At 62.1% G+C, this 18,505-nt stretch carries 20 protein-coding genes; 6 read left to right on the top strand and 14 right to left on the bottom strand.

The window, feature by feature from the left end:
- Positions 1 to 47 precede the first annotated feature (47 nt).
- From Q5H92_RS09895 to Q5H92_RS09930, 8 genes are all read right to left on the bottom strand, one after another.
- Complete coding sequence (locus Q5H92_RS09895; protein ID WP_305011353.1) at positions 48 to 1,280, bottom strand: MFS transporter; 1,233 nt, start codon at positions 1,278 to 1,280, stop codon at positions 48 to 50.
- Between the two features lie 170 nt (positions 1,281 to 1,450).
- A complete protein-coding gene (locus Q5H92_RS09900; protein ID WP_305011354.1) occupies positions 1,451 to 2,449 on the bottom strand; it encodes a hypothetical protein in 999 nt (332 codons plus the stop codon).
- A 60-nt stretch (positions 2,450 to 2,509) separates the two neighbouring features.
- Positions 2,510 to 3,232 (bottom strand): porin family protein, encoded by a 723-nt coding sequence (locus Q5H92_RS09905; RefSeq protein WP_305011355.1) that lies wholly within the window; start codon positions 3,230 to 3,232, stop codon positions 2,510 to 2,512.
- A 310-nt stretch (positions 3,233 to 3,542) separates the two neighbouring features.
- Entirely contained in the window at positions 3,543 to 3,701 is a 159-nt protein-coding gene (locus tag Q5H92_RS09910; protein WP_305011356.1) for a DUF3606 domain-containing protein, read from the bottom strand.
- 373 nt (positions 3,702 to 4,074) lie between these two features.
- Positions 4,075 to 4,479: a hypothetical protein gene (locus Q5H92_RS09915; protein WP_305011357.1), complete on the bottom strand. Its 405-nt coding sequence runs from the start codon at positions 4,477 to 4,479 to the stop codon at positions 4,075 to 4,077.
- A gap of 20 nt (positions 4,480 to 4,499) precedes the next feature.
- Entirely contained in the window at positions 4,500 to 4,901 is a 402-nt protein-coding gene (locus Q5H92_RS09920) for a hypothetical protein (RefSeq protein WP_305011358.1), read from the bottom strand.
- A 125-nt stretch (positions 4,902 to 5,026) separates the two neighbouring features.
- Positions 5,027 to 5,344, bottom strand: a complete 318-nt coding sequence (locus Q5H92_RS09925; protein WP_305011359.1) for a hypothetical protein — start codon at positions 5,342 to 5,344, stop codon at positions 5,027 to 5,029.
- 223 nt (positions 5,345 to 5,567) lie between these two features.
- Positions 5,568 to 5,888: a hypothetical protein gene (locus tag Q5H92_RS09930; protein WP_305011360.1), complete on the bottom strand. Its 321-nt coding sequence runs from the start codon at positions 5,886 to 5,888 to the stop codon at positions 5,568 to 5,570.
- Positions 5,889 to 6,089: 201 nt separating this feature from the next.
- On the opposite strand from Q5H92_RS09930, the gene Q5H92_RS09935 reads away from it, so the two are divergent.
- Together Q5H92_RS09935 and Q5H92_RS09940 are read left to right on the top strand one after the other, a co-directional pair.
- Positions 6,090 to 6,533, top strand: a complete 444-nt coding sequence (locus Q5H92_RS09935; RefSeq protein WP_305011361.1) for a BLUF domain-containing protein — start codon at positions 6,090 to 6,092, stop codon at positions 6,531 to 6,533.
- Positions 6,534 to 6,967: 434 nt separating this feature from the next.
- Complete coding sequence (locus tag Q5H92_RS09940; RefSeq protein WP_305011362.1) at positions 6,968 to 7,246, top strand: DUF1294 domain-containing protein; 279 nt, start codon at positions 6,968 to 6,970, stop codon at positions 7,244 to 7,246.
- 378 nt (positions 7,247 to 7,624) lie between these two features.
- Here the strand turns inward: Q5H92_RS09940 and Q5H92_RS09945 are convergent, their stop codons facing one another.
- From Q5H92_RS09945 to Q5H92_RS09955, 3 genes are all read right to left on the bottom strand, one after another.
- Positions 7,625 to 7,855, bottom strand: a complete 231-nt coding sequence (locus tag Q5H92_RS09945; RefSeq protein WP_305011363.1) for a hypothetical protein — start codon at positions 7,853 to 7,855, stop codon at positions 7,625 to 7,627.
- A 297-nt stretch (positions 7,856 to 8,152) separates the two neighbouring features.
- Entirely contained in the window at positions 8,153 to 8,518 is a 366-nt protein-coding gene (locus tag Q5H92_RS09950) for a hypothetical protein (RefSeq protein WP_305011364.1), read from the bottom strand.
- A 472-nt stretch (positions 8,519 to 8,990) separates the two neighbouring features.
- Positions 8,991 to 9,341, bottom strand: coding sequence for a winged helix-turn-helix transcriptional regulator (locus Q5H92_RS09955; RefSeq protein ID WP_305011365.1), 351 nt, complete (start codon positions 9,339 to 9,341; stop codon positions 8,991 to 8,993).
- Positions 9,342 to 9,410: 69 nt separating this feature from the next.
- Here Q5H92_RS09955 and Q5H92_RS09960 point away from each other — a divergent pair, with 69 nt between their 5' ends.
- Both Q5H92_RS09960 and Q5H92_RS09965 read left to right on the top strand, forming a co-directional pair.
- Complete coding sequence (locus Q5H92_RS09960; RefSeq protein ID WP_305011366.1) at positions 9,411 to 10,352, top strand: NmrA family NAD(P)-binding protein; 942 nt, start codon at positions 9,411 to 9,413, stop codon at positions 10,350 to 10,352.
- Positions 10,353 to 10,751: 399 nt separating this feature from the next.
- Complete coding sequence (locus Q5H92_RS09965) at positions 10,752 to 12,635, top strand: ABC transporter ATP-binding protein (protein WP_305011367.1); 1,884 nt, start codon at positions 10,752 to 10,754, stop codon at positions 12,633 to 12,635.
- Positions 12,636 to 12,802: 167 nt separating this feature from the next.
- On the opposite strand, the gene Q5H92_RS09970 is transcribed toward Q5H92_RS09965, so the two are convergent.
- Entirely contained in the window at positions 12,803 to 13,399 is a 597-nt protein-coding gene (locus Q5H92_RS09970; RefSeq protein WP_305011368.1) for a Uma2 family endonuclease, read from the bottom strand.
- A 214-nt stretch (positions 13,400 to 13,613) separates the two neighbouring features.
- Between Q5H92_RS09970 and Q5H92_RS09975 the strand changes: the two genes are divergently transcribed.
- Positions 13,614 to 14,228, top strand: a complete 615-nt coding sequence (locus tag Q5H92_RS09975) for a DUF4136 domain-containing protein (RefSeq protein WP_305011369.1) — start codon at positions 13,614 to 13,616, stop codon at positions 14,226 to 14,228.
- Between the two features lie 136 nt (positions 14,229 to 14,364).
- On the opposite strand, the gene Q5H92_RS09980 is transcribed toward Q5H92_RS09975, so the two are convergent.
- A complete protein-coding gene (locus tag Q5H92_RS09980; protein WP_305011370.1) occupies positions 14,365 to 15,360 on the bottom strand; it encodes an XdhC family protein in 996 nt (331 codons plus the stop codon).
- A gap of 152 nt (positions 15,361 to 15,512) precedes the next feature.
- The gene (locus Q5H92_RS09985; RefSeq protein ID WP_305011371.1) at positions 15,513 to 16,934 is read right to left on the bottom strand and encodes a urate hydroxylase PuuD; all 1,422 of its coding nucleotides are present in this window, start codon (positions 16,932 to 16,934) and stop codon (positions 15,513 to 15,515) included.
- 233 nt (positions 16,935 to 17,167) lie between these two features.
- Here Q5H92_RS09985 and allB point away from each other — a divergent pair, with 233 nt between their 5' ends.
- Complete coding sequence (gene allB / locus Q5H92_RS09990) at positions 17,168 to 18,505, top strand: allantoinase AllB (RefSeq protein WP_305011372.1); 1,338 nt, start codon at positions 17,168 to 17,170, stop codon at positions 18,503 to 18,505.

Here is an 18,505-nt window from a genome sequence, read left to right on the forward strand (position 1 = left end):
ACTTCATCAACTATTCACGCATTCTTTTTGGCCGCCAAATTATGACATTACACCACTTCCTCCGCCGCTGGCTCCGGCCCTGATTCCGAAGGTTTTAAAGTGGTGATGGGGCCGGTGTCTTTGATGCTAAGCAAATAAACCACGGCCGTGAGCACGCATACCAGGCTCAGGCCGTGCACGTAGGGCAGACGACCGGGCTGGTTGGCAAATATCCAGCCGGCCAGCAGCGCCCCGATGCCGATGCCCACTTCGAGGGCGATGTACATGGTGGCTACGCCCCGGCCGCGCCGCTCGGGCAGGCTCAGGTCGATGGTCCAGGCGTAGAGCGTGGGCGAGTTCAGGCCCGTGCCAATGCCAAATACGACGGCCCCCAGCAAAAACACCGGCACCGACGGCGCCCACGCCAGCAGCGCCAGCCCCACCGCCAGCACGCCCGCCGACCACCGCAGCACCGGCACCCGGCCGTAGGTGTCGGAGGCCTTACCGGCCAGCAGCCGCACCACCAGCGCCGCCACCGTGTAGTAGATGTAGAACAGACCCTTGCTGGGCAGCCCCAGCACCTTGCTTTGGTCGGGAATGACGGTGAGCACCGCCCCGAACGGGAACAAACACAGGATGGTGACCAGTGCCGGGGCAAACACGCGGGGCTCCAGCACCTCCTGCCGCCAGTCCAGCTTCAGCAGCCCGAAGCTGAACCGCCGCCGCTGCGCCAGCGGCAGGGTTTCGGTGAGGGAACCTTGCACCAGTACCGAGAGCAGCGCCATGCCCGCCGAGCAGTAAAACATGGTGTTGAGGGAAAAATGCTCGGCCACCAGCGTGCCCAGCCACGGCCCGATGGCCATGCCCAGGCTGCCCGTCATGCCCAGCAGGCCCATGGCCTCGCCGCGCTTCTCAGCGGGCACAATGTCGGCCACGAACGCGGCCGTGCCCGTGGGCTTGAAACCCGTGCTGAAACCGTGCAGCAGCCGCAGCCCCAGGAAGCTGCCCACCGTGAGCGCCCACGGATACACCAGCCCGCACACCACGCACACCAACGACCCCAGCACCATCACCGGAATGCGCCCCACGGTATCGGCCAGCTTGCCTGAAAACGGCCTTGAAATGGCCGCCGTGAGCGTAAACAAGGCAATGATGAAGCCCTTGTACTCGCCGCCGCCCAGCCGCGAGAGGTGCTCGGGCAGCTCGGGCAGCAGCAGGTTGAAGCTGGCAAAAAACAGGAACGACGACAGGCACATCAGCCAGAAGCCGATGGTGTAGGTGCGGGGAGAGGAAGCGGCCATAAGAAGCCGCAAAGGTCGGGCAGAAGTTGGGTTGGGGGCGGGAGCTGCTGAAACCGGGTTTCTACTGCTGGCTGCAAGCCGATTTGTTGAGCCATTAGCGGCCCCGGGCCCGGTGGCTGTGGCGGTTGCTTCGGAGCTGGCCGGTGTCCGTCGCGTCGCTTGCCCACAACCTATTTTTTTGCTGGCAGGTACGCAGTCGCATACTTATCAACCGTTGCCTGCGCATGCTTGAGCATCTCGGACTCGGCCATTTCAAGCTCGTAGCGTTCCATCTCTTTGTTAACAGTGCGCAGGGCAGATTTGACGGCGTTGCGCAGCTGCTGCGGGTTCGGCTGCGCGTTAGCCGTTGTTTCACTAACCAACCGATTGAACTCATTGACGGCGCCAACCAGCCGCGTGCTGGTTGCCATTTTCTCGGCCCGGGCGGCCTGCTGCATGTACTGGTCGGCCACTTGGGGGTCGAAGGGGCCGTTGGCCCGCATGGCTTCCAGGGCGTCGAGGGAGAGGGCACGCACGGGCTTGGGGGCCGTGGCCGGGTCGAAGCCCAGCAGGTCGGTGGTGAGTGCGACCAGGGTGGCGCGGTAGGCGGTGAGCTGCCCCGGCACCTGCGCCGGTTCCTGCTTTTGCCACCAAGCGTCATCCAGCAGCGCTTGGTTAACGGTTTCCCAGGCCAGCACCCCGCTGGGCGAGAGCAGGCGGGCCTGCTCGGCGTAGAGCACCTGGCCGGGCAGAAAGATGTCGCGGTAGTTTTTCACCTTCACCCGGGCGAGTTCCTGAGCATCGGCCTGCTCCTGGGCGGCTGCCAGCTGCGGCGTGGCGGCCGGGTGGGCGCGGCGCAGGCTGTCCTGGTAGTGGGCATAATCGGCCAGGCCGTCGAGGGCATGCTGCTCGGCGGCGCGGTGCAGGGCCACCTTCTTTTCCCGCAGCTGCTGCTCTTGCGCCGCCCGCTCCTGCAGCTGCGCCGCCGTCAGCGGTTGGGGCCGGCCATAGGTACGCGCCATCCGATTCTCGGCTACCTGGCGTTGAAAAATAGCGTTTGCCTGGTTTACCCCGTTGGAAAACTGCCGCATCGAGTTGTTCCCGCTGGGGTTGATGTTGCTGAAGCCGGTGGTGTATTGCGCCACGGCGGGCAGTGGAAGCGCGAGCAGCAGGAGTAGGGGTAGTCTCATCGGGCAAGGAAAAGGGGTAGAAATGGCTGGGTTGGGGGCGTGCGTTGAACGGGCAAGCTACTATTTACCAAACAGGTAGGTGAGCGAGCCCTGAAAAGCCCGGTTGTAGTAGGCCGGGTTGCTCACGGGCACCCCGTTGTAGGAATAGCTGGCGGCCAGGGAGCGCAGGCCCAGGCTGTAGTTGACCTGGAGCAGCAGGGCCCGGTAGCGGTAGCCCAGGCCCGCTTGCAGCCCGGCGTCGAAGCGCTGGGTGTAGGCGGCCAAATCGGGGGCGGTTTTGCTGATGGGGGTAATGTCCCCCGCGCGGGTTGTCGACTCACCGCCACCCTGGAGCGTCTCGACGGATTCGTAGCGGCCGCTCAGGAGCACGCCGAGGTAAGGGCCGGCAAAAACCTGGGCGCCCTGGCCGTCGCTGCCCTGGGTGTAGGCCAGGGAAAGGGGGATGGTCAGGTAATTAAGCCGGTTGCGGTACTCAATATCAGCGGTGCCCAGGGGGAGGTTATTCGCCGTGCGTAAGTCAACGGTATAGCGCTGGATGAATCCTTTTTGAGAATAAAGCACGGCGGCCTGCAGCGCGAAATGCTCCCTGCCCACGGTGGCGGCCACTCCGGCCTCCACGCCGGCGCGGTAGCCAATGGTGCCGAGGATGGGCTTTTCGGAATAATGGTAAGTGGCCAGGTTCAGCCCCACGCGCGGGCCGATGCTGAACGAGGTTTGGGCCCGGGCCGGGGCGGCGAGCAGCAGGAAGGCGCCGGCCAGCGGCAGGAAAGAAAGGCTTCGCATTGGGTAAAAAGGAAGATAAAATGGCCGGATTTCTGGACGCTACGCCGCCGCAATAATTGCTTCAGGCGGCTGAGACAATCGCGCACGGCGCTCAATTATACACCTCAGGCCCAATACTAAAAGAAGCATCAGCCCCAGCACGCGCCGCGTGGCGAGCAGCCCGGCCCAAAGCACCGCGTCAATAGCAACAGCAGCACTTGTTGCGTGCGGTTCGGCAATCAGCAAAAAAATCGGCTTCCTATGCTGCCCCGGTACTCTGATAGGGCGCACGGAAGCAGCGGCACCCGCTGCGCCGCGGTTTCCGTTGTTTTTAGCGGTTCAGGTAGGCCTGCACATCGGCCGCGAGCGGGCCCACGGCCAGCACGGCGTTGCGCAGCCGGGTTTCGGTGCAATTCAGGGTTTGGCACCAGTAGTTCACATCGATGGTGGACTGGACGTTGATGCGAGCGGGGTCGGCGGGCGGGCGCAAGGGGAAGGTAGAGTTTTAAGGATTAAAAAGAGACGAGGCAAAGGTAGGGCCGCCACGTGCGGGGCGCGGCTCGCCAGCTGGCCGGGCGCGCATTCGGCAAGCAAAATAGCTTTTCGCTGCCGCAGCTGCTGCCCGGCCGGGGCGGCCGGCAGTACCAGGCAGAAGCAAACGCCTCGCAGCCGGGTCAAGAGGCTCCGGTGCCGGAAGCTACTGGATACGCCCCAGTAGTTGCCCGCCGCTGGCCCGTATTCGGCCGCCGGACTAGCGGTTGATTAGGCCGGAACGACGGCCCACACTTGGGATTCGGAAAACGAAGCAATAGCCGCCCGGGCCGCTTTCGATACAAGTTGTAAGGGCCGGGAAGCGCGGGCGGCTACGCCCGGCCGGCGGCCCAGGCGCGGGCCGCCTCAATGTCGGTGAAGCGCCGCAGCTCGAACGAAACGGTTTCCAGCGCGCGCTGGTACATCGAGTCGATGGTGAGGCGGTTGAGCGCGTCTTCCGATTCAAGCAGCGCCAGCCGGCGCAGGCCCATGCGGTCGAAGGCCAGCAGCACTTCGTCGTGGGTCCATTGCAGGTCGCGCGGGCGCACGGCGCCCAGCCGCCGGTCGTCGGCAATCCAGCCCCGGACGTGGTGCTCGCGGCCCAGCTCCAGGGCCTGCGCCACCGAGGCGCGAAACTCGGCCCCGGTGGCAAAGCCCAGCCACTGCGTTTCCAGCACGGGCTCGGGGCCGGGGTGGAGGTACACGTTGAGAAACGGAAAAGCGAGGGCAGCTTCCATGGGCAGCAAAACTAGAAATTCTACGCCTGAAGCGCCCAGACCCGGGCCGCCTCGATGGTGGAGAAATTTTGCGAGGTAATGCGGGTGTTAGGAATGACCGAGGCCATGAACGCATTGACACCAAAGCGGTTGATGGCATCCTGCGACTCGACCACCGCAATGTGGCGCACGCCCAGCTCGTGCAGCGGCGTGATGATGGCCGGCCCCATCCACTCAAAATCCTTGGGGCGAATGGCCCGCAGCAGGCGGTTGTCGGCCAGCCAGGCCTTGATGTTGTGCTGCCGGCCCAGGCGCAGCCCTTCAAGCAGCGCCGCGCGCAGCTCGTCGCTGTTGGCAAAGTCCAGCCATACCAACTCCAGCACGGGCACCGGCCCGGAGTGCAGGTAAATGTTGATGTGGGGGGAGGCGAATACCTTCTCCATGCGCGGCAGCGGATTGAATGAGCAAGAAAAGCAGCCACAAAGAAAACCGGAAAACGGCTTCGCCAAAAACGGACTTTTGCCGGCGCCGGACCGCGCCAACTCTCCGGCCGCGCGCCGCTACAGCCTCAGGTGAGTACCGGCCCCAGGGCCTCGTGCAGCGGCACCGCCCGCCGCAGCGAGCGGCGGCAGCACTCCTCGCGCAGCAGGCAGGCCACGAGGCATTCGGTGAGCTCAATGGCGCGTCCGGCCGACACCCGGCAGCGGCACTGCACCGAGTGCTGCACCCGGCCCCAGAGCTGCTCCAGGCGTTGTTTCACGGGCTCGTGCTGGTCGGCCAGCAGCTCGTCGGAATTGTGGGTGAGCAGCAGGCGCACCAGGTAATAAAGCTGGGTAGGCAGCGGCTGAACTAGCCGCTGGTGGCAGCACGAGAGGGGAGGGCACATGGCATAAAAGCGGGAAAAAGCGTGAAACAAAGTGCCCTGCGTGGCAGGATGCTACCCCTTCTTACATAATTATACCAAGTTGCTTTGCCCGGCCGGGGTTAATTGAAATATATTTTTCGTTCCATAAATTCTGGGTTTTTGACGTGCATCATTTTGGCGTGGGCGGCGTGTTAGATGCCCTGGCGCGAAGCGTAAGCCCCGCCTTGCGTTCGGTTGGCGCCGCTTATCTCTTTTGCTCATCGGCGGCGGGCAGCGTGCCCAGCACGTAGAGCAGGCGCATCACCACGGGCAGCACCCGGGCGGCTTGGGCCTGCGTGGCCGGCCAGTCGAGCCCTGCCGCTGGGGGCGGCGTGCGCAGGTCTTCGCTGGCTGCAAAGGCGGCTTCGGTCAGATTATCGGGCAGATGGGCGTGGGCCTGGTATTTCTTCAGCACCTCGTGGGCGCCGCGTTGGGCAATCTGGGCAATGGACCAGTCCTTTTCCAGCGAGCCACCGGCCCGCCTGATGTGCGCCAGGCAGGCGGCCATGAGCATGCGTTCTTCCATGCCCAAGCCTACGGCCGGGCCGCGACCACCGTTGGCCGCGGCCGGGGTGCCGCTTGCGGGGGCGGGCCTTCCACTGGCCGAAAACCCGGGAAATCCTCGGCCGAAAGGAGCTTTCTTGGTTTTCGATTTGTTGCGCCGGGACGCGTCGCAAACGCGGCCCGGAAGCTGTGCAACGTTTATTTCAAAGGATTATATTTGTTCATGCACCACATCATTTATATGAGCCAGGCCACCAGGGCCATGACCGATGACGAGCTGGCCACGCTGCTGGCGCAGGCCCGGCACGCCAACGAAGAGCGCGGGGTAACGGGCTTGCTGGTGTACGGCGCCCAACAGTTTCTGCAAGTGATGGAGGGCGACGAGCAAGTCCTCGGGCCCCTCTACGAACATATTGCCAAAGACTCCCGCCACACGGGGCTGATTAAAATGGCCGACAAAGCCGTGAACCAGCGCAGCTTCGCCGATTGGTCGATGGCCTTCCAGGCGGTGCCGGCCGAACAGTTTGCGAGCCTGGCGGGCTATGTCAGCCCCGAAAACCTGCGCCTGCAGGTGCCCGGCCTCAGCGGCGCCGATGCCCTGCTGCTGGAAATGGCCCGGCAATTTGTGCTGCCCTCAACGCACGACAAAAGCACAAAGCCCTCGTAGCAATCGGCCGCCCCGGTGGCGGTCCGACCGGCCGAAGCACCATCGATTACGTTTTGGCGGCAACCGGTCGGACCGGCAGTTTCCCCCTTCCGGTCCTGCATCAATCCCAAGCCCAACCCGCCGGCGCGTAGTGCCGACACAAAGCCCCGGTCGCGTGAGCCGCCGGGGCTTTTGTGCGTAGCCAGCGGGGCCGGCGTTCAAGCCGGCAGCGTGGCCTGGCGGACTGCGACGCGAAGAATCTTCATCTACTGGTAAAGCGGGGGATTCGGTCAGATACTCTACCTTTCCCTTGAACGCCGCGCCCTACCTTGCGGCCCCGCCGGGGCCACCTTCCGCCAGCCAAGCCACAGGTAGCTCGTCTTCATCGGCTCTTTTGGCTCCTGCTCAACCGGTGCAGCCCCGCGCCGCCGCTACCCCGGCCGAAACTCCGCCCTATGACCATCCTCCTGAGTTGCCTGTTGTTTCTCAACCTGCTGTGTTTCCTGCTCTTCTTCCTCGATAAGCGCAAAGCCCAACGGGGCCAGCGTCGCATTGCCGAAAAGACGCTGCACCTCGCCACGCTGCCGGGCGCGGCACCCGGCGCGTGGGCCGCCATTTTGCTGCTGCACCATAAAAACCGCAAAGCCGCTTTCTGGAGCGTCACCCTGCTGCTGACGCTGCTGCAAGGCGCGGCGCTCTGTTTCGCGTGGCCCTATTTGCCGTCATTGTTTTAATTGAACCGACCGGTTGCTGCGTTCGAGGCTTGCGCCGCCCAGAACCGCAAGAAGCCCCAGCCGCTGGCGGGGCTGGGGCTGCTGGGGAAACGTTGGGGCGTAGCTGGGTTTCTGAGACGCTGTCGGGGCTGCGGCGGGCTATTGGGTGCCTTTTGCCGAGGGGTTGGAGCAGTTTAGGAAACCGAGGAATATGTCAGCCGACTGGTCGCACGAATGCTACCTTCGCTCTGGCCTCTACGGGGAAGCTAACAAGCTCTTTCCTAGAAATAAACGGGCTCCAGCGTCTCCTTTTGGGGTTGTATGAAACCAAATACCCACCAAAAAGCCGCTACGACCCTGCAGGTGCAGCGGCTTTTCGAGGGAGGCAATCCCCGGGCCTTACCCGGCGTCGCCGGACTCCAGGGGTTTGCGGGCCCGGACCGAAGCCAGCAGTCGGCAGGCGTCGCGGTGCAACGCCGTCGCTGCGCGAGCTACCAGTTCGTTCAGTTCTACGCCCGGCAGGGCCCCACCCAGAACGTTAATAACCGCGAGGCAGACCAAGGCGAGCCCCGCCGTGAGCAGCGCGGCCGCCCGGAACAACAAATGGGCGTAGAACTGGAGCAGGGACATAGGGCGGGGTTGGCAAAAGCAGAAAGGTGAGTCCTTCCGGCGGGCTAAGATAGAAAAGAAAATAGGCCAGCACCCGGGCTTGGGTGGCCGTGTCCACTTGGTTGGTCAGCTTGGCAGAACTGGCGTTCAGCTAAACGGTGATTTAAGCTGCTAGTTGGTGCTCCTTCGCCGCGCGGCCGGGCGCGCACTTCCCTTGCGCCAGCCAGCTAACGCCCCTGCCCCGGCCGGCACCGCAAGCAGCCCCCGCCGCTGGCGGGGCTGGGGCTGCTTGCGGGTTAAGCACCTGCCAACACCGGATTAGTCCATCTCACACTCGAGGTCGATGCGGGCGAGTGTGTGCTGGCGGAAAGTGAACGTGTACACCTCAAAGCCCTCGGTATCCCCCACGGTTACGACGGTGCCGGCAATAGTTCGGTGGAACACCCGCTCAAAAGCGGCTTGGCTCATGCCCACCCGCACGCCGTAGGCGAGCGTGATGCGGGGAGTAGAACAAGTGAACGAGCGGATAAACGTTTTTTCAGGGGTTTGATAGAACACAAACTGGTTGGCACCGACCTGATAGGTGAGCAGGTAATCGCGTTGCGCGGAATCGAAGCGGTTGGTGATTTGCTGCCGGCTCCGTAATACGGGCTTGTACTGGTGCACAAAAGGTATGTGCTTCATGTACGACAAGTTCACGAAAGGGTCGTTGTCAATTTCTGTTTTCGCCGGGCGCCGCTGCCCTAAGCAAGCGGGCGGCTTTGCCCCGGTTGCGAGCAGGACGAATAAGACGGTGGGTAAGGGCAGCGCGAGCATGGCATACAAGGGGAAGGGGCCGCGCAAAGCTAACGGGTGTGAACTTTTCAAGAGGGGCATTCTGAATAGGATAAGTCCGGCATTTCTAGCGGATGACAACCAGGCGGAAAGGCAAGCCTACCGACACCACCCACTGCCATGTGGCTTTAGTGGAAATACTGCCCGCCGGAACCGCCAAAAGCCCCCGCCGCTGGTGGGGCTGGGGCTTCTTAAGCTACTCCATTACATGAATGATGCCCCCTCGCAGACTTGCGCCAGCGGGAGCTTCTTTGGGGAGTAATTGGAATGTCTTTTTTTTAGAAAAATCACCGTTTCAGCAAACAGCGCACCGGGCCACCTATCACTTCTCCCGAAGTTGGTCGTGGTGGTTTTTGCCCCACGCAATCATTTCCAAAATCATGGTTTGCAGGGTTTCGCAATAGGGTGACGTCGTGTACTCCACGGCGGGGGGCGACGTGTCATACACCCGCCGCACCACCAGCTTGTTCTGCTCTAGTGCCTTGAGTTCGGTGGACAAGACTTTGGTGGTGATGCCCTGCACGCTCCGCTGAATGTCGCGGAATCGGCTGTTGCCCTGGTGGACGGCCACCAGGATGGGCAGCTTCCATTTTCCGTTGACCACGTACAGGGTATCCTGCAGGTGGCGTATCTGCTGCGCAATGGCCGCGTTATCCGGTTGTATATCTGGCATCCTTTAGGTAACTGGCATCTTTTGCATACCAGGCACGGGGTAAATTTGCAAAAAAATTAACAGACGAAAATGGACCAGATTCAGAAACCCATCATCCTGGTAGCGGGGGCCGCCGGCCTCCAGGGCGGGGCTGCCGTTACGGCCTTATTAGCGAAAGGCAATTTTGCCATCCGGGCGATTGTACGCGATAAGAACAGCGAAGCGGCCCAGGCCTTGGCGGCCCAAAATGTCGAGCTGTTCGAAACCACCTTTGATGACCTGGAAGGGTTGACCAAGGCGGCGCAGGGAGCGACCGGGGTTTTCTCCGTGCAAATGGGTACTCACCCCGGCAACCAGGGGGAGGAAACGCGGCACGCTCAAAATCTGGTGGCAGCAGCCAAGGCGGCAGGCGTGCAGCAGGTCGTGCACACTTCCGTGGCACGGGCCGGGGAGCAGGAAAACTTCGTGGACTGGGACAGCGGCCGCTGGGAGCCGCTGTATTGGCAGGAAAAAACCGCCGCCATCGACGCCGTGAAAGCCGCGGGCTTCCCGTACTGGACCATCCTGAAACCGCCGTATTTGATGGAGAATCTGCTCCCGCCCCGGGACGCCGTCATGTTCCCCACCATGGCCATGGGCAAGTTCATTACGCCCATCGCCCCAGACACCACAGTGGACTGGTTAACGGCGCAGGACATCGGCCGCTTTGCCGCCGAGGCCTTTGCCCAGCCGGAGAAATTCAACCACCAGGAACTGTCGCTCGTGGGGGATAAACTCACGATGGCCGAGGTGGCCGCGGCGCTGTCTGCCGTGACCGGCAAACACTTCGAGGTTTTCAGCCAAACCGAGGAAGAAGCCCTCGCCAGCGGCTTATTTAACTGGGGCATCGAACCATACCTCTGGCAGAACGTGGAAGGCTATAAAATTGACCCCCAACAGGCCGCCGGCTACGGCATCCAACCCGAGTCGCTGAAATCCTTTCTGGAGAGCCACAAAGCGTTTCTGCAAGCACGACATGCGGACTTAGCATAAGCAACGGTCAACCGGTGGGGTCCTGGGCGTCAGTCACCTACAGCCGCCTATCGGCGCACTCTCAATCCAAAAAGGCGGTCATGCAGCGCATAAGCGAAGCATGACCGCCTTTTAGTACGACCCTACTTTCAGCAAACCACCAGTTACGGCCCGCTACCAAGTGCCCGCAAGCTACTGTAATACGAAAGAGTCCAAGAAACTCGTCTACGAATCAACGTTTACGAAATGTCATGAGGGCATAAGTTTCGTAAACGCCAGTGTCTCCAATAAACGTCTGTGTGTTGAAGATTTTTTGGCGTGCATTAAGCAGGCGCGTGGCTGTAGCGCACACTACAAATCCTCCCCCTGCCAAAACGGCTGCCCCCCAAACCCGGCCCCAACCTTGCCCACGCCCCGGCAATGTTTGACTTCCTGAAATCCATCTCCGCCAAGAACCCCAACGCCGGGCGCGGCCCCGAAAAGCCCGCCGTGAGCGTGCGCGAGCGGGTATCGGCCCTGCGCCACCTGCCCGCCTTCCTGAAACTCATCTGGGCCACCAGCCCCGCGCTGGCCTCCGCCAACCTCGTGCTGCGCCTGCTGCGCGCGTTTCTGCCGCTGGCCACGCTCTACGTCGGCCGCCTGATTATCGACGACGTGGTGGCCCTCACCAAGCTGCCCGCCGCCGCGCGCCAGCTCACGCCCGTGCTCACCCTCGTGGGCCTCGAGTTCGGCCTCGTGCTGCTCGCCGATGCCCTGGGCCGCGGCGTGGCCCTGCTCGACTCGCTGCTCGGCGACCTCTTCGCCAACCAGTCCTCCATCCGCCTCATGGAGCACGCCGCCCGCCTCGACCTCGACCAGTTCGAAGACAGCACCTTCTACGACAAGCTCGAGCGCGCCCGCCGCCAAACCCTCTCCCGCACCGTGCTCATGAGCCAGGTGCTCAGCCAGGGCCAGGATTTCATCACCCTCGTGCTGCTCGCCGGCGGCCTCGTGGCCTTCCAGCCTTGGCTGCTGGGCCTGCTGCTGCTGGCCGTGGTGCCCGCCTTCCTCGGCGAGTCGCACTTCAACGAGCGCAGCTACTCCCTCTCGCACTCCTGGACGCCCGAGCGCCGCGAGCTCGACTACCTCCGCCAAACCGGCGCCTCCGACGAAACCGCCAAGGAAGTCAAGATTTTCGGCCTCTCCGATTTCCTCATCGGCCGCTTCCGCACCCTCTCCGACGACTTCTACCGCCAAAACAAATCCCTCGTGCTGCGCCGCGCCGGCTGGGGCACGCTCTTCGCCGCCATCGGCGCCGCCGGCTACTACGGCGCCTACGTCTACATCATCGCCCGCACCGCGGCCGGCAGCATCTCGCTCGGCCAGCTCACCTTCCTGGCCGGCTCCTTCGCCCGCCTGCGCGCCCTGCTCGAAGGCATCCTCAGCCGCTTCAGCTCCGTGGCCGACGGCGCCTTGTATCTGCAGGATTTCTTCGACTTCTTTGCGCTGCGGCCGCGCATCGTCACCCAGCCGCTCTACGGCGAGCGGCCCATTCCCTTTCCCCGGCCCATTCAGCAGGGTTTTGAGTTTGAGAACGTCGGTTTTCAGTACAAGAATGGTACAAAATGGGCCATTCGCAACCTCAGCTTCACCCTAAAAGCGGGCGAAAAGCTGGCCTTGGTGGGCGAAAACGGTGCCGGTAAAACCACCCTCGTCAAGCTCCTGGCCCGCCTCTACGACCCCACCGAGGGCCGAATTCTGCTCGATGGCCACGATTTGCGCGAGTACGACCCCGCCGAGCTGCGCCAGGAAATCGGCGTCATCTTCCAGGATTTTGTGCGCTTCCAGCTCCCCGCCGGCCAGAACCTCGCCGTGGGCCGCATAGAAGAGCGCCAGAACCAGCCCCGCATCGAAACCGCCGCCCACCAGAGCCTCGCCGATACCGTCATAGCCAAGCTCCCCCACGGCTATGACCAAATGATTGGCCGTCGCTTCAACGGCGGCGTGGACCTGAGCGGCGGCGAGTGGCAGAAAATCGCCCTCGGCCGCGCCTACATGCGCGACGCCCAGCTCCTCATCCTCGACGAGCCCACGGCAGCACTAGACGCCCGCGCCGAGTACGAAGTTTTCCAGCGCTTCAAGGAGCTCACTCAGGGCAAAACCGCCGTCCTCATCAGCCACCGCTTCAGCACCGTCCGCATGGCCGACCGCATTCTGGTCATCGAAAACGGGCAGTTCGTGGAAATCGGCTCGCACGAAGAGCTGCTGGGCAAAGGGGGGCGCTATGCAGAGCTGTTCGCCTTGCAGGCAGCGGGGTACCGATAGGAAATAGTGTCTCTGACCGTCATGCAGAGCGCAGCGAAGCATCTCGCGTGGGGTAGTAATCCAATCGTTGAACGAAGAAATTACTACCCCACGCGAGATGCTTCGCTGCGCTCTGCATGACGGTCTGGAAAAGCTGTCCGCACGCCTTAAATGCTACTCTTTAAATGCTACTCCGCTTCCTCAGCCACAAAGCCCGCTTGCATCGGGGCCAGGCCCGCTTCCTCGTAAATCTGCACGAGCGTCATCGTCAGGTTCAACTCAGAAATAACGATGTCATCTTCCATCTCGGCCAAAGCAGTGTGGCCCCATACGCCGTGCTCGCTCAGCTGATACCACTCCACCAGCCAGGTTTTTTGCGAAACCAGCAGGTAGTGCCGCAGCGATGGGAGCTTCTTGTACTGATTAAATTTCAGGCCCCGGTCGTAGGCTTCGGTGGAGGGCGAAAGCACTTCCACGATGAGCAGCGGGTGGTGCAGGCGTCGGCTTTCCTGTTGGTCCTGCGGGTCGCAGCTCACCACAATGTCGGGGTAGGTGTAGTGGCGGTTGGCTTCCACGGCCAGTTGGATGCCCTCCATCTGTACCCGGCACCGCTTGCCGCGTAGAGCTTGGCGGCAGCCCATCGCCACGTTTAAGGCAATGGTATTGTGGGCAATGCTCTCGCCCGCCATCGCGAATACTTCGCCCTCAAAAAACTCGTGGCGCAGGTCGCTCTGCGTTTCCAAAGCAAAATACTCTTCGGTGGTGTAGCGACGCGGCTGCCCCATATCAACCAAAGATAGCGGCGGGGCAGGGAAGAAAATGCTTCTTTGGCAGCCGGTTGATACCGGGGGAGGCACCTGATTGCAGGCCCTAGATGCGGCTACGATTGAAATAAAGCCGATTCGTTGAAAAAATCATAATTTTATCACCCTTGTTCCAGCCGCTAAGTGCCTTAGGTTTCGTACATTGGTAGTCCTTAACCCGATTATCATTTGACATATGAAACCTACGATTACGCTACTGTTGCTGGCCGCCCTGGGCTTCACGAGCTGCATGACTACCCGCGAAGCCCGCGTGGATTCGGACTACAGCTACCGCGGCAATTTCCGCCACTACCGCACCTACGATTTCGTGACCGGTACGGGCCTCACCTCCGACAGCAGCCGCCTGGGCCAAACGCTGCGCGAAGCCATTCAGCAGCGCTTTATGGCCCAGGGCTACCGCAAAGCCACTCGCCGCCCCGACATGCTGGTGAATTTCCGCGTGTACGAGGGCGACATGAACTTCCACGGCTTCCAGCAGGAAGACCTCAGCCAGTGGATTAAGCGCAACATCGAGGAAAACGACGAAACCCCTAAGGAAGACCGCCAGGGCTACCAGCCCGTGCGCCTCCTCCTCGCCGAAGGCACGCTCCTCGTCACGCTTATCGACGTGAAAACCAACCGCGCCGTGTGGAACGGCTACGCCTCGGGCGTAACCGTACCCGAAGGCCCCATGGGCGAAATCGTGCTCAAACGCTCCGTGCGCTCCATTCTCGACCGCTACCGCGTCTTCACCGAAGAATTCGCCAACGGCAACGTGAGCCCCACCGGCGGCAACGGCACAGAGCGGTAAGAAGGCCTACGGCTTGATAGGGAATGAAGGGACGTCATGTCGAGCGCAGCCGAGACATCTCGCGTGTGGTAGTAATCCAGTCGACGGGATTAGTGGTAGCACGCGAGATGTCTCGGCTGCGCTCGACATGACATTCCTATAGCTCACTGCTCCGCCGCACCAGAATCAGTTCCGCCGCAATGCTGATGGCAATTTCCTCCGGCGTCTGGCTGTGAATGGGCAGGCCGATGGGGCCGCGCAGCCACGCAATTTCTTCGGCCGAAAAACCGTCTTCCCGCAGCCCGCGCCGCAACTCAGCCACTTTGGCCACGCTGCCCATCACGCCCAGGTAGCGGTAGGAACGGCGCAGCAGGTGGCGCAGCACTACGGCATCGGTGCGGTAGCCCACGGTCATCACCACCACGTAGCGGTGCGGGCTGGCGGGCACGGCGGCGGCCACGTTTTCGTAGTTGATGACGTGGCGATGGTGGGCCGCGTGGTTGTTCTCGAACGTAGGAAGTTCGGGGCGGTCGTCGAGCACGGTGAGCTCAAAATCCAGCGCCGCCGCCACGTTCGAGAGGGCCAGGCTCACATGCCCACCGCCCACAATGGTGAGCTGGTCGCGGAAGCCCAGCCGCTCGCGGTAGCGCCACGCCGGGCCGGGATGGTAGTGGTAAAACGGCGTTTCTGAAGCTACGACGGCTGCTTCTGCTGTTGCCGTCACCAGCCGCAGGTCAGCCACTGGGCTCAGCTCCAGGTAGCCGCCCGCATTCGTGCGCAGGGTATTTACGATGGTCTCCACCGTGGCTAAATCAGCTACTGCCAGCGGCCACAGCAGCACTTCCTGCTCACCCGAACACATCATGCCGGAGCGGTCGGCCGGCGCCTCGCGGCGGTGTATCTGGGGCCGTAGCAGCGGCTCGGCCACGGTGTCGTACAAGCGTTGGCGGGCCAGTTCCACCCACTTGTGCTCCATGATGCCCCCGCCGATGGAGCCGGCCACGGTGTTGGCCGTCACGGTCATTTTGAAGCCCTGGCGGCCGGGGCTGCTGCCCTCGCTGCGCAGCACGCACAGCAGCGCCACCGGCGTGCCGGCCTGCAGGCTAGCCGCTGCGAGGGCCCAAACGGGAAGGTCGCGGGGAGAGGAGGGCATGGAAGGAGGGGTTTGAAACGGACGTCATGCTGAGCGCAGCCGAAGCATGTCGCTTGCCACCACTAATTCAATCGTTGAATAAAAGTATTACTGCCACACGCGAGATGCTTCGACTGCGCTCAGCATGACGTTCAGCCAGTTATTGGCATCGGCTATTTATTCTGCGCGCCCTGGTTAATCCAGCAGGCAATGAGGTCCCGCTCTTCCTGGGTAATCTGGGTTTTGTTGTTCTGGGGCATGGTTTTCGTCACCACCACGCGCTGCATGATTTTGTCTTTCAGGCGAATGATGTCCTCGGGTGTGTCGTACACCACGCCGTTGGGCGGCGACTTAAATACGTCGTCGGTGGGGTGGGCGGAGTGGCACTGGATGCAGCGCTTCTGCACAATCATGTTCACCTGGCTCATGCTCACCTGCTGGGTGCAGGCCGAAGCCGCGCCGGCCGTGCCGCCCGATTGGGCGGGCGGGGCCGTCACGAATACCACGGCCAGCAGCACGCCCACGGCGGCGGGCAGCACCCACACGGCCGTATCGGTCTGGTGCTTTTCGCGCAGGTTCAGCCAGTGCTTCACGCCGGCCGTGCCCAGCGTGATGGCTGCCAGAATAGCCCACGGGTAGGAGTGCCCGAAGGTGCTGGGGAAGTGGTTGCTGACCATCACAAACAGGACGGGCAGCGTGAAGTAGTTGTTGTGCAGCGAGCGGGCCAGGGCGTTTTTGCCCAGTGTGGGGTCAAGCGGGGTGCCTTCAGTGGCGGCCTTTACCATGGCTTTCTGGGCCGGGATGATGGTGAAAAACACGTTGCCCACCATGAGCGTGCCCAGCATGGCCCCGAAGTGGATGTAGGCTGCCCGCGCACTGAATACCTGGGCGTAGAAAAACGCAAACCCCGTGGCCAGAATGAACCCCACCACCTTGAACCACGGGCTGCGCACGAACTCGGTGCGGCACAGGCCATCGTACAGCAGCCAGGCCGCCACGAACGAGCCCACCCCGATGCCCACGCCCGCCAGCGGCGATATGTCGAGCACGCGCGGGTCAATCAGCATGGAGCTGGCATTGAAATAATACACCACGAACAGCAGGCTAAACCCCGACAGCCAGGTGAAATAGGCCTCGTACTTAAACCAGTGCAGGCTCTTAGGGATTTGCTTGGGGGCTGACTTATATTTCTCCAGGTAATAAAAGCCGCCGCCGTGTACGGCCCAGAGGTTGCCGGCCAGCTCTTCGCGCACGTTGTCGGTGCGGTTGAGGGCGTTTTCGAGGAACACGAAGTAGAACGAGGCCCCAATCCAAGCGATGCCGAAGGTGATGTGCATGAGGCGCACCACAATGTTGAGCCATTCCATGATGTGGCCCGACCAGGGCGAGTCGCGCGCCAGCACGTAGGCAATGCCCACCGCCGCGATAACGGCCAGCAGAATCAGCGCGTAGGAATAGCCTTCGAGGGTGGAGCCACCTTCGCCCACGGCGCCGCCGCCGGGCCGCGTTTTGGCCACGCGCTGCAGGGCGAAGATGACGCCCAGCAGGAGTAGGAAGGTGATAATCAGGGTAAAGAGGGTAACGTATTGGAGCATGTGTAACGGAGGGAGCGGTGTGTCAGTGAGAAGAAATCAGAACGTCATGCCGAGCGCAGCGAAGCATCTTGCCCGCTGTCACTAATTCAATCGTGAAAGCATCATGGATTAGCGGTGGCAGGCAAGATGCTTCGTTGCGCTCGGCATGACGTTCTTCACTCGTTCAAATTCTGCTCTTGCCAATTTAATTAAACCGGGAAAAAGCCCCCAATTTAGCGCCAAATTCCCTACCCATGTCAACACTTGCTTTGCGCAGCCAGCGCGTCATCACGCCCGAGGGCGAGCGCGCCGCCACCATCCTTGTCGAAAACGGCCGCATCAGCGCCCTGCTGCCGCACGATGCCGACGTAGCCGGCGCCACGCTCATCGACGTAGGCACCCACGCCATCCTGCCCGGCGTAATTGACCCGCACGTACACATCAACGAGCCCGGCCGCACCGACTGGGAAGGCTTCGACACGGCAACCCGCGCCGCGCTGGCCGGTGGCCTCACCTCAATGGTCGACATGCCGCTGAATTCGGCGCCCGTCACCACCTCGGTGGCGAATCTGGAAATAAAGCGCGCCGCCACGCAGGGCCAGCTGCACTGTAACGTGGGCTTCTGGGGCGGCGTGGTGCCGGGCAATGCCGACGAGATTGAGCCTCTGATTGCAGCAGGAGTGCTCGGCTTCAAGGCGTTTCTGACGCACTCCGGGATTGATGATTTCCCGAACGCGACGGAAGACGATTTGCGGCGGGTGATGCCGATTCTGGCGCGATATAAGTTGCCGTTGCTGGTGCACTGCGAGTTATCGGAAGACGATGATGCGTGGAAGCAGAACGACCACCGCTCGTACCCAAGCTACCTGGCTTCGCGTCCTAAAAAGTGGGAGGATGAGGCCATTGCCATGATGATTCGCCTGTGCGAGGAGTTCAATTGCTGGGTCCACATTGTGCATTTATCATCGGCCGATTCCATCGCGCCCATTGCGGCTGCCAAAGCCAAAGGACTGCCGCTGACGGTGGAAACCGGCCAGCACTACCTCTACTTTAATGCCGAGGACATTGCCGACGGCCAGACGCAGTTCAAATGCGCGCCGCCCATCCGCGAAAAGGCCAACAACAACCAGCTGTGGGCCGCGTTGGAGGCCGGCATCATCGACTTCGTTGCCACCGACCACTCGCCCGCGCCGCCCGACCTCAAGCAAATGGAAAGCGGCGACTTCACCACCGCCTGGGGTGGCATTGCCTCATTGCAACTGGCCCTGCCGGTGCTGTGGACGGCTGCCCGTCGGCGCGGTGCCAGCCTGCTGGATATTGTAAAATGGCTGAGCGAAAACCCCGCAAAACTGGCCGGCCAAAGCCAGCGCAAAGGCCGGATTGCGCCCGGCTTCGACGCCGATTTAATCGTGCTTGACCCCGAACAGACCTTTGAGGTGAGCGAGGAGATGATTCTGCACAAACACAAAGTATCCCCTTACATTTGCCAGGAATTGGCGGGTGTCATTGAATTAACTTTTCTCCGAGGCGAACAGGTTTTCCAGCGCCCGAATTTCCTTCGCCTCAGCCACGGCGAATTTTTAACCCGGTAG

Source organism: Hymenobacter mellowenesis, from assembly GCF_030581005.1.
Taxonomy (GTDB): Bacteria; Bacteroidota; Bacteroidia; order Cytophagales; family Hymenobacteraceae; genus Hymenobacter; species Hymenobacter mellowenesis.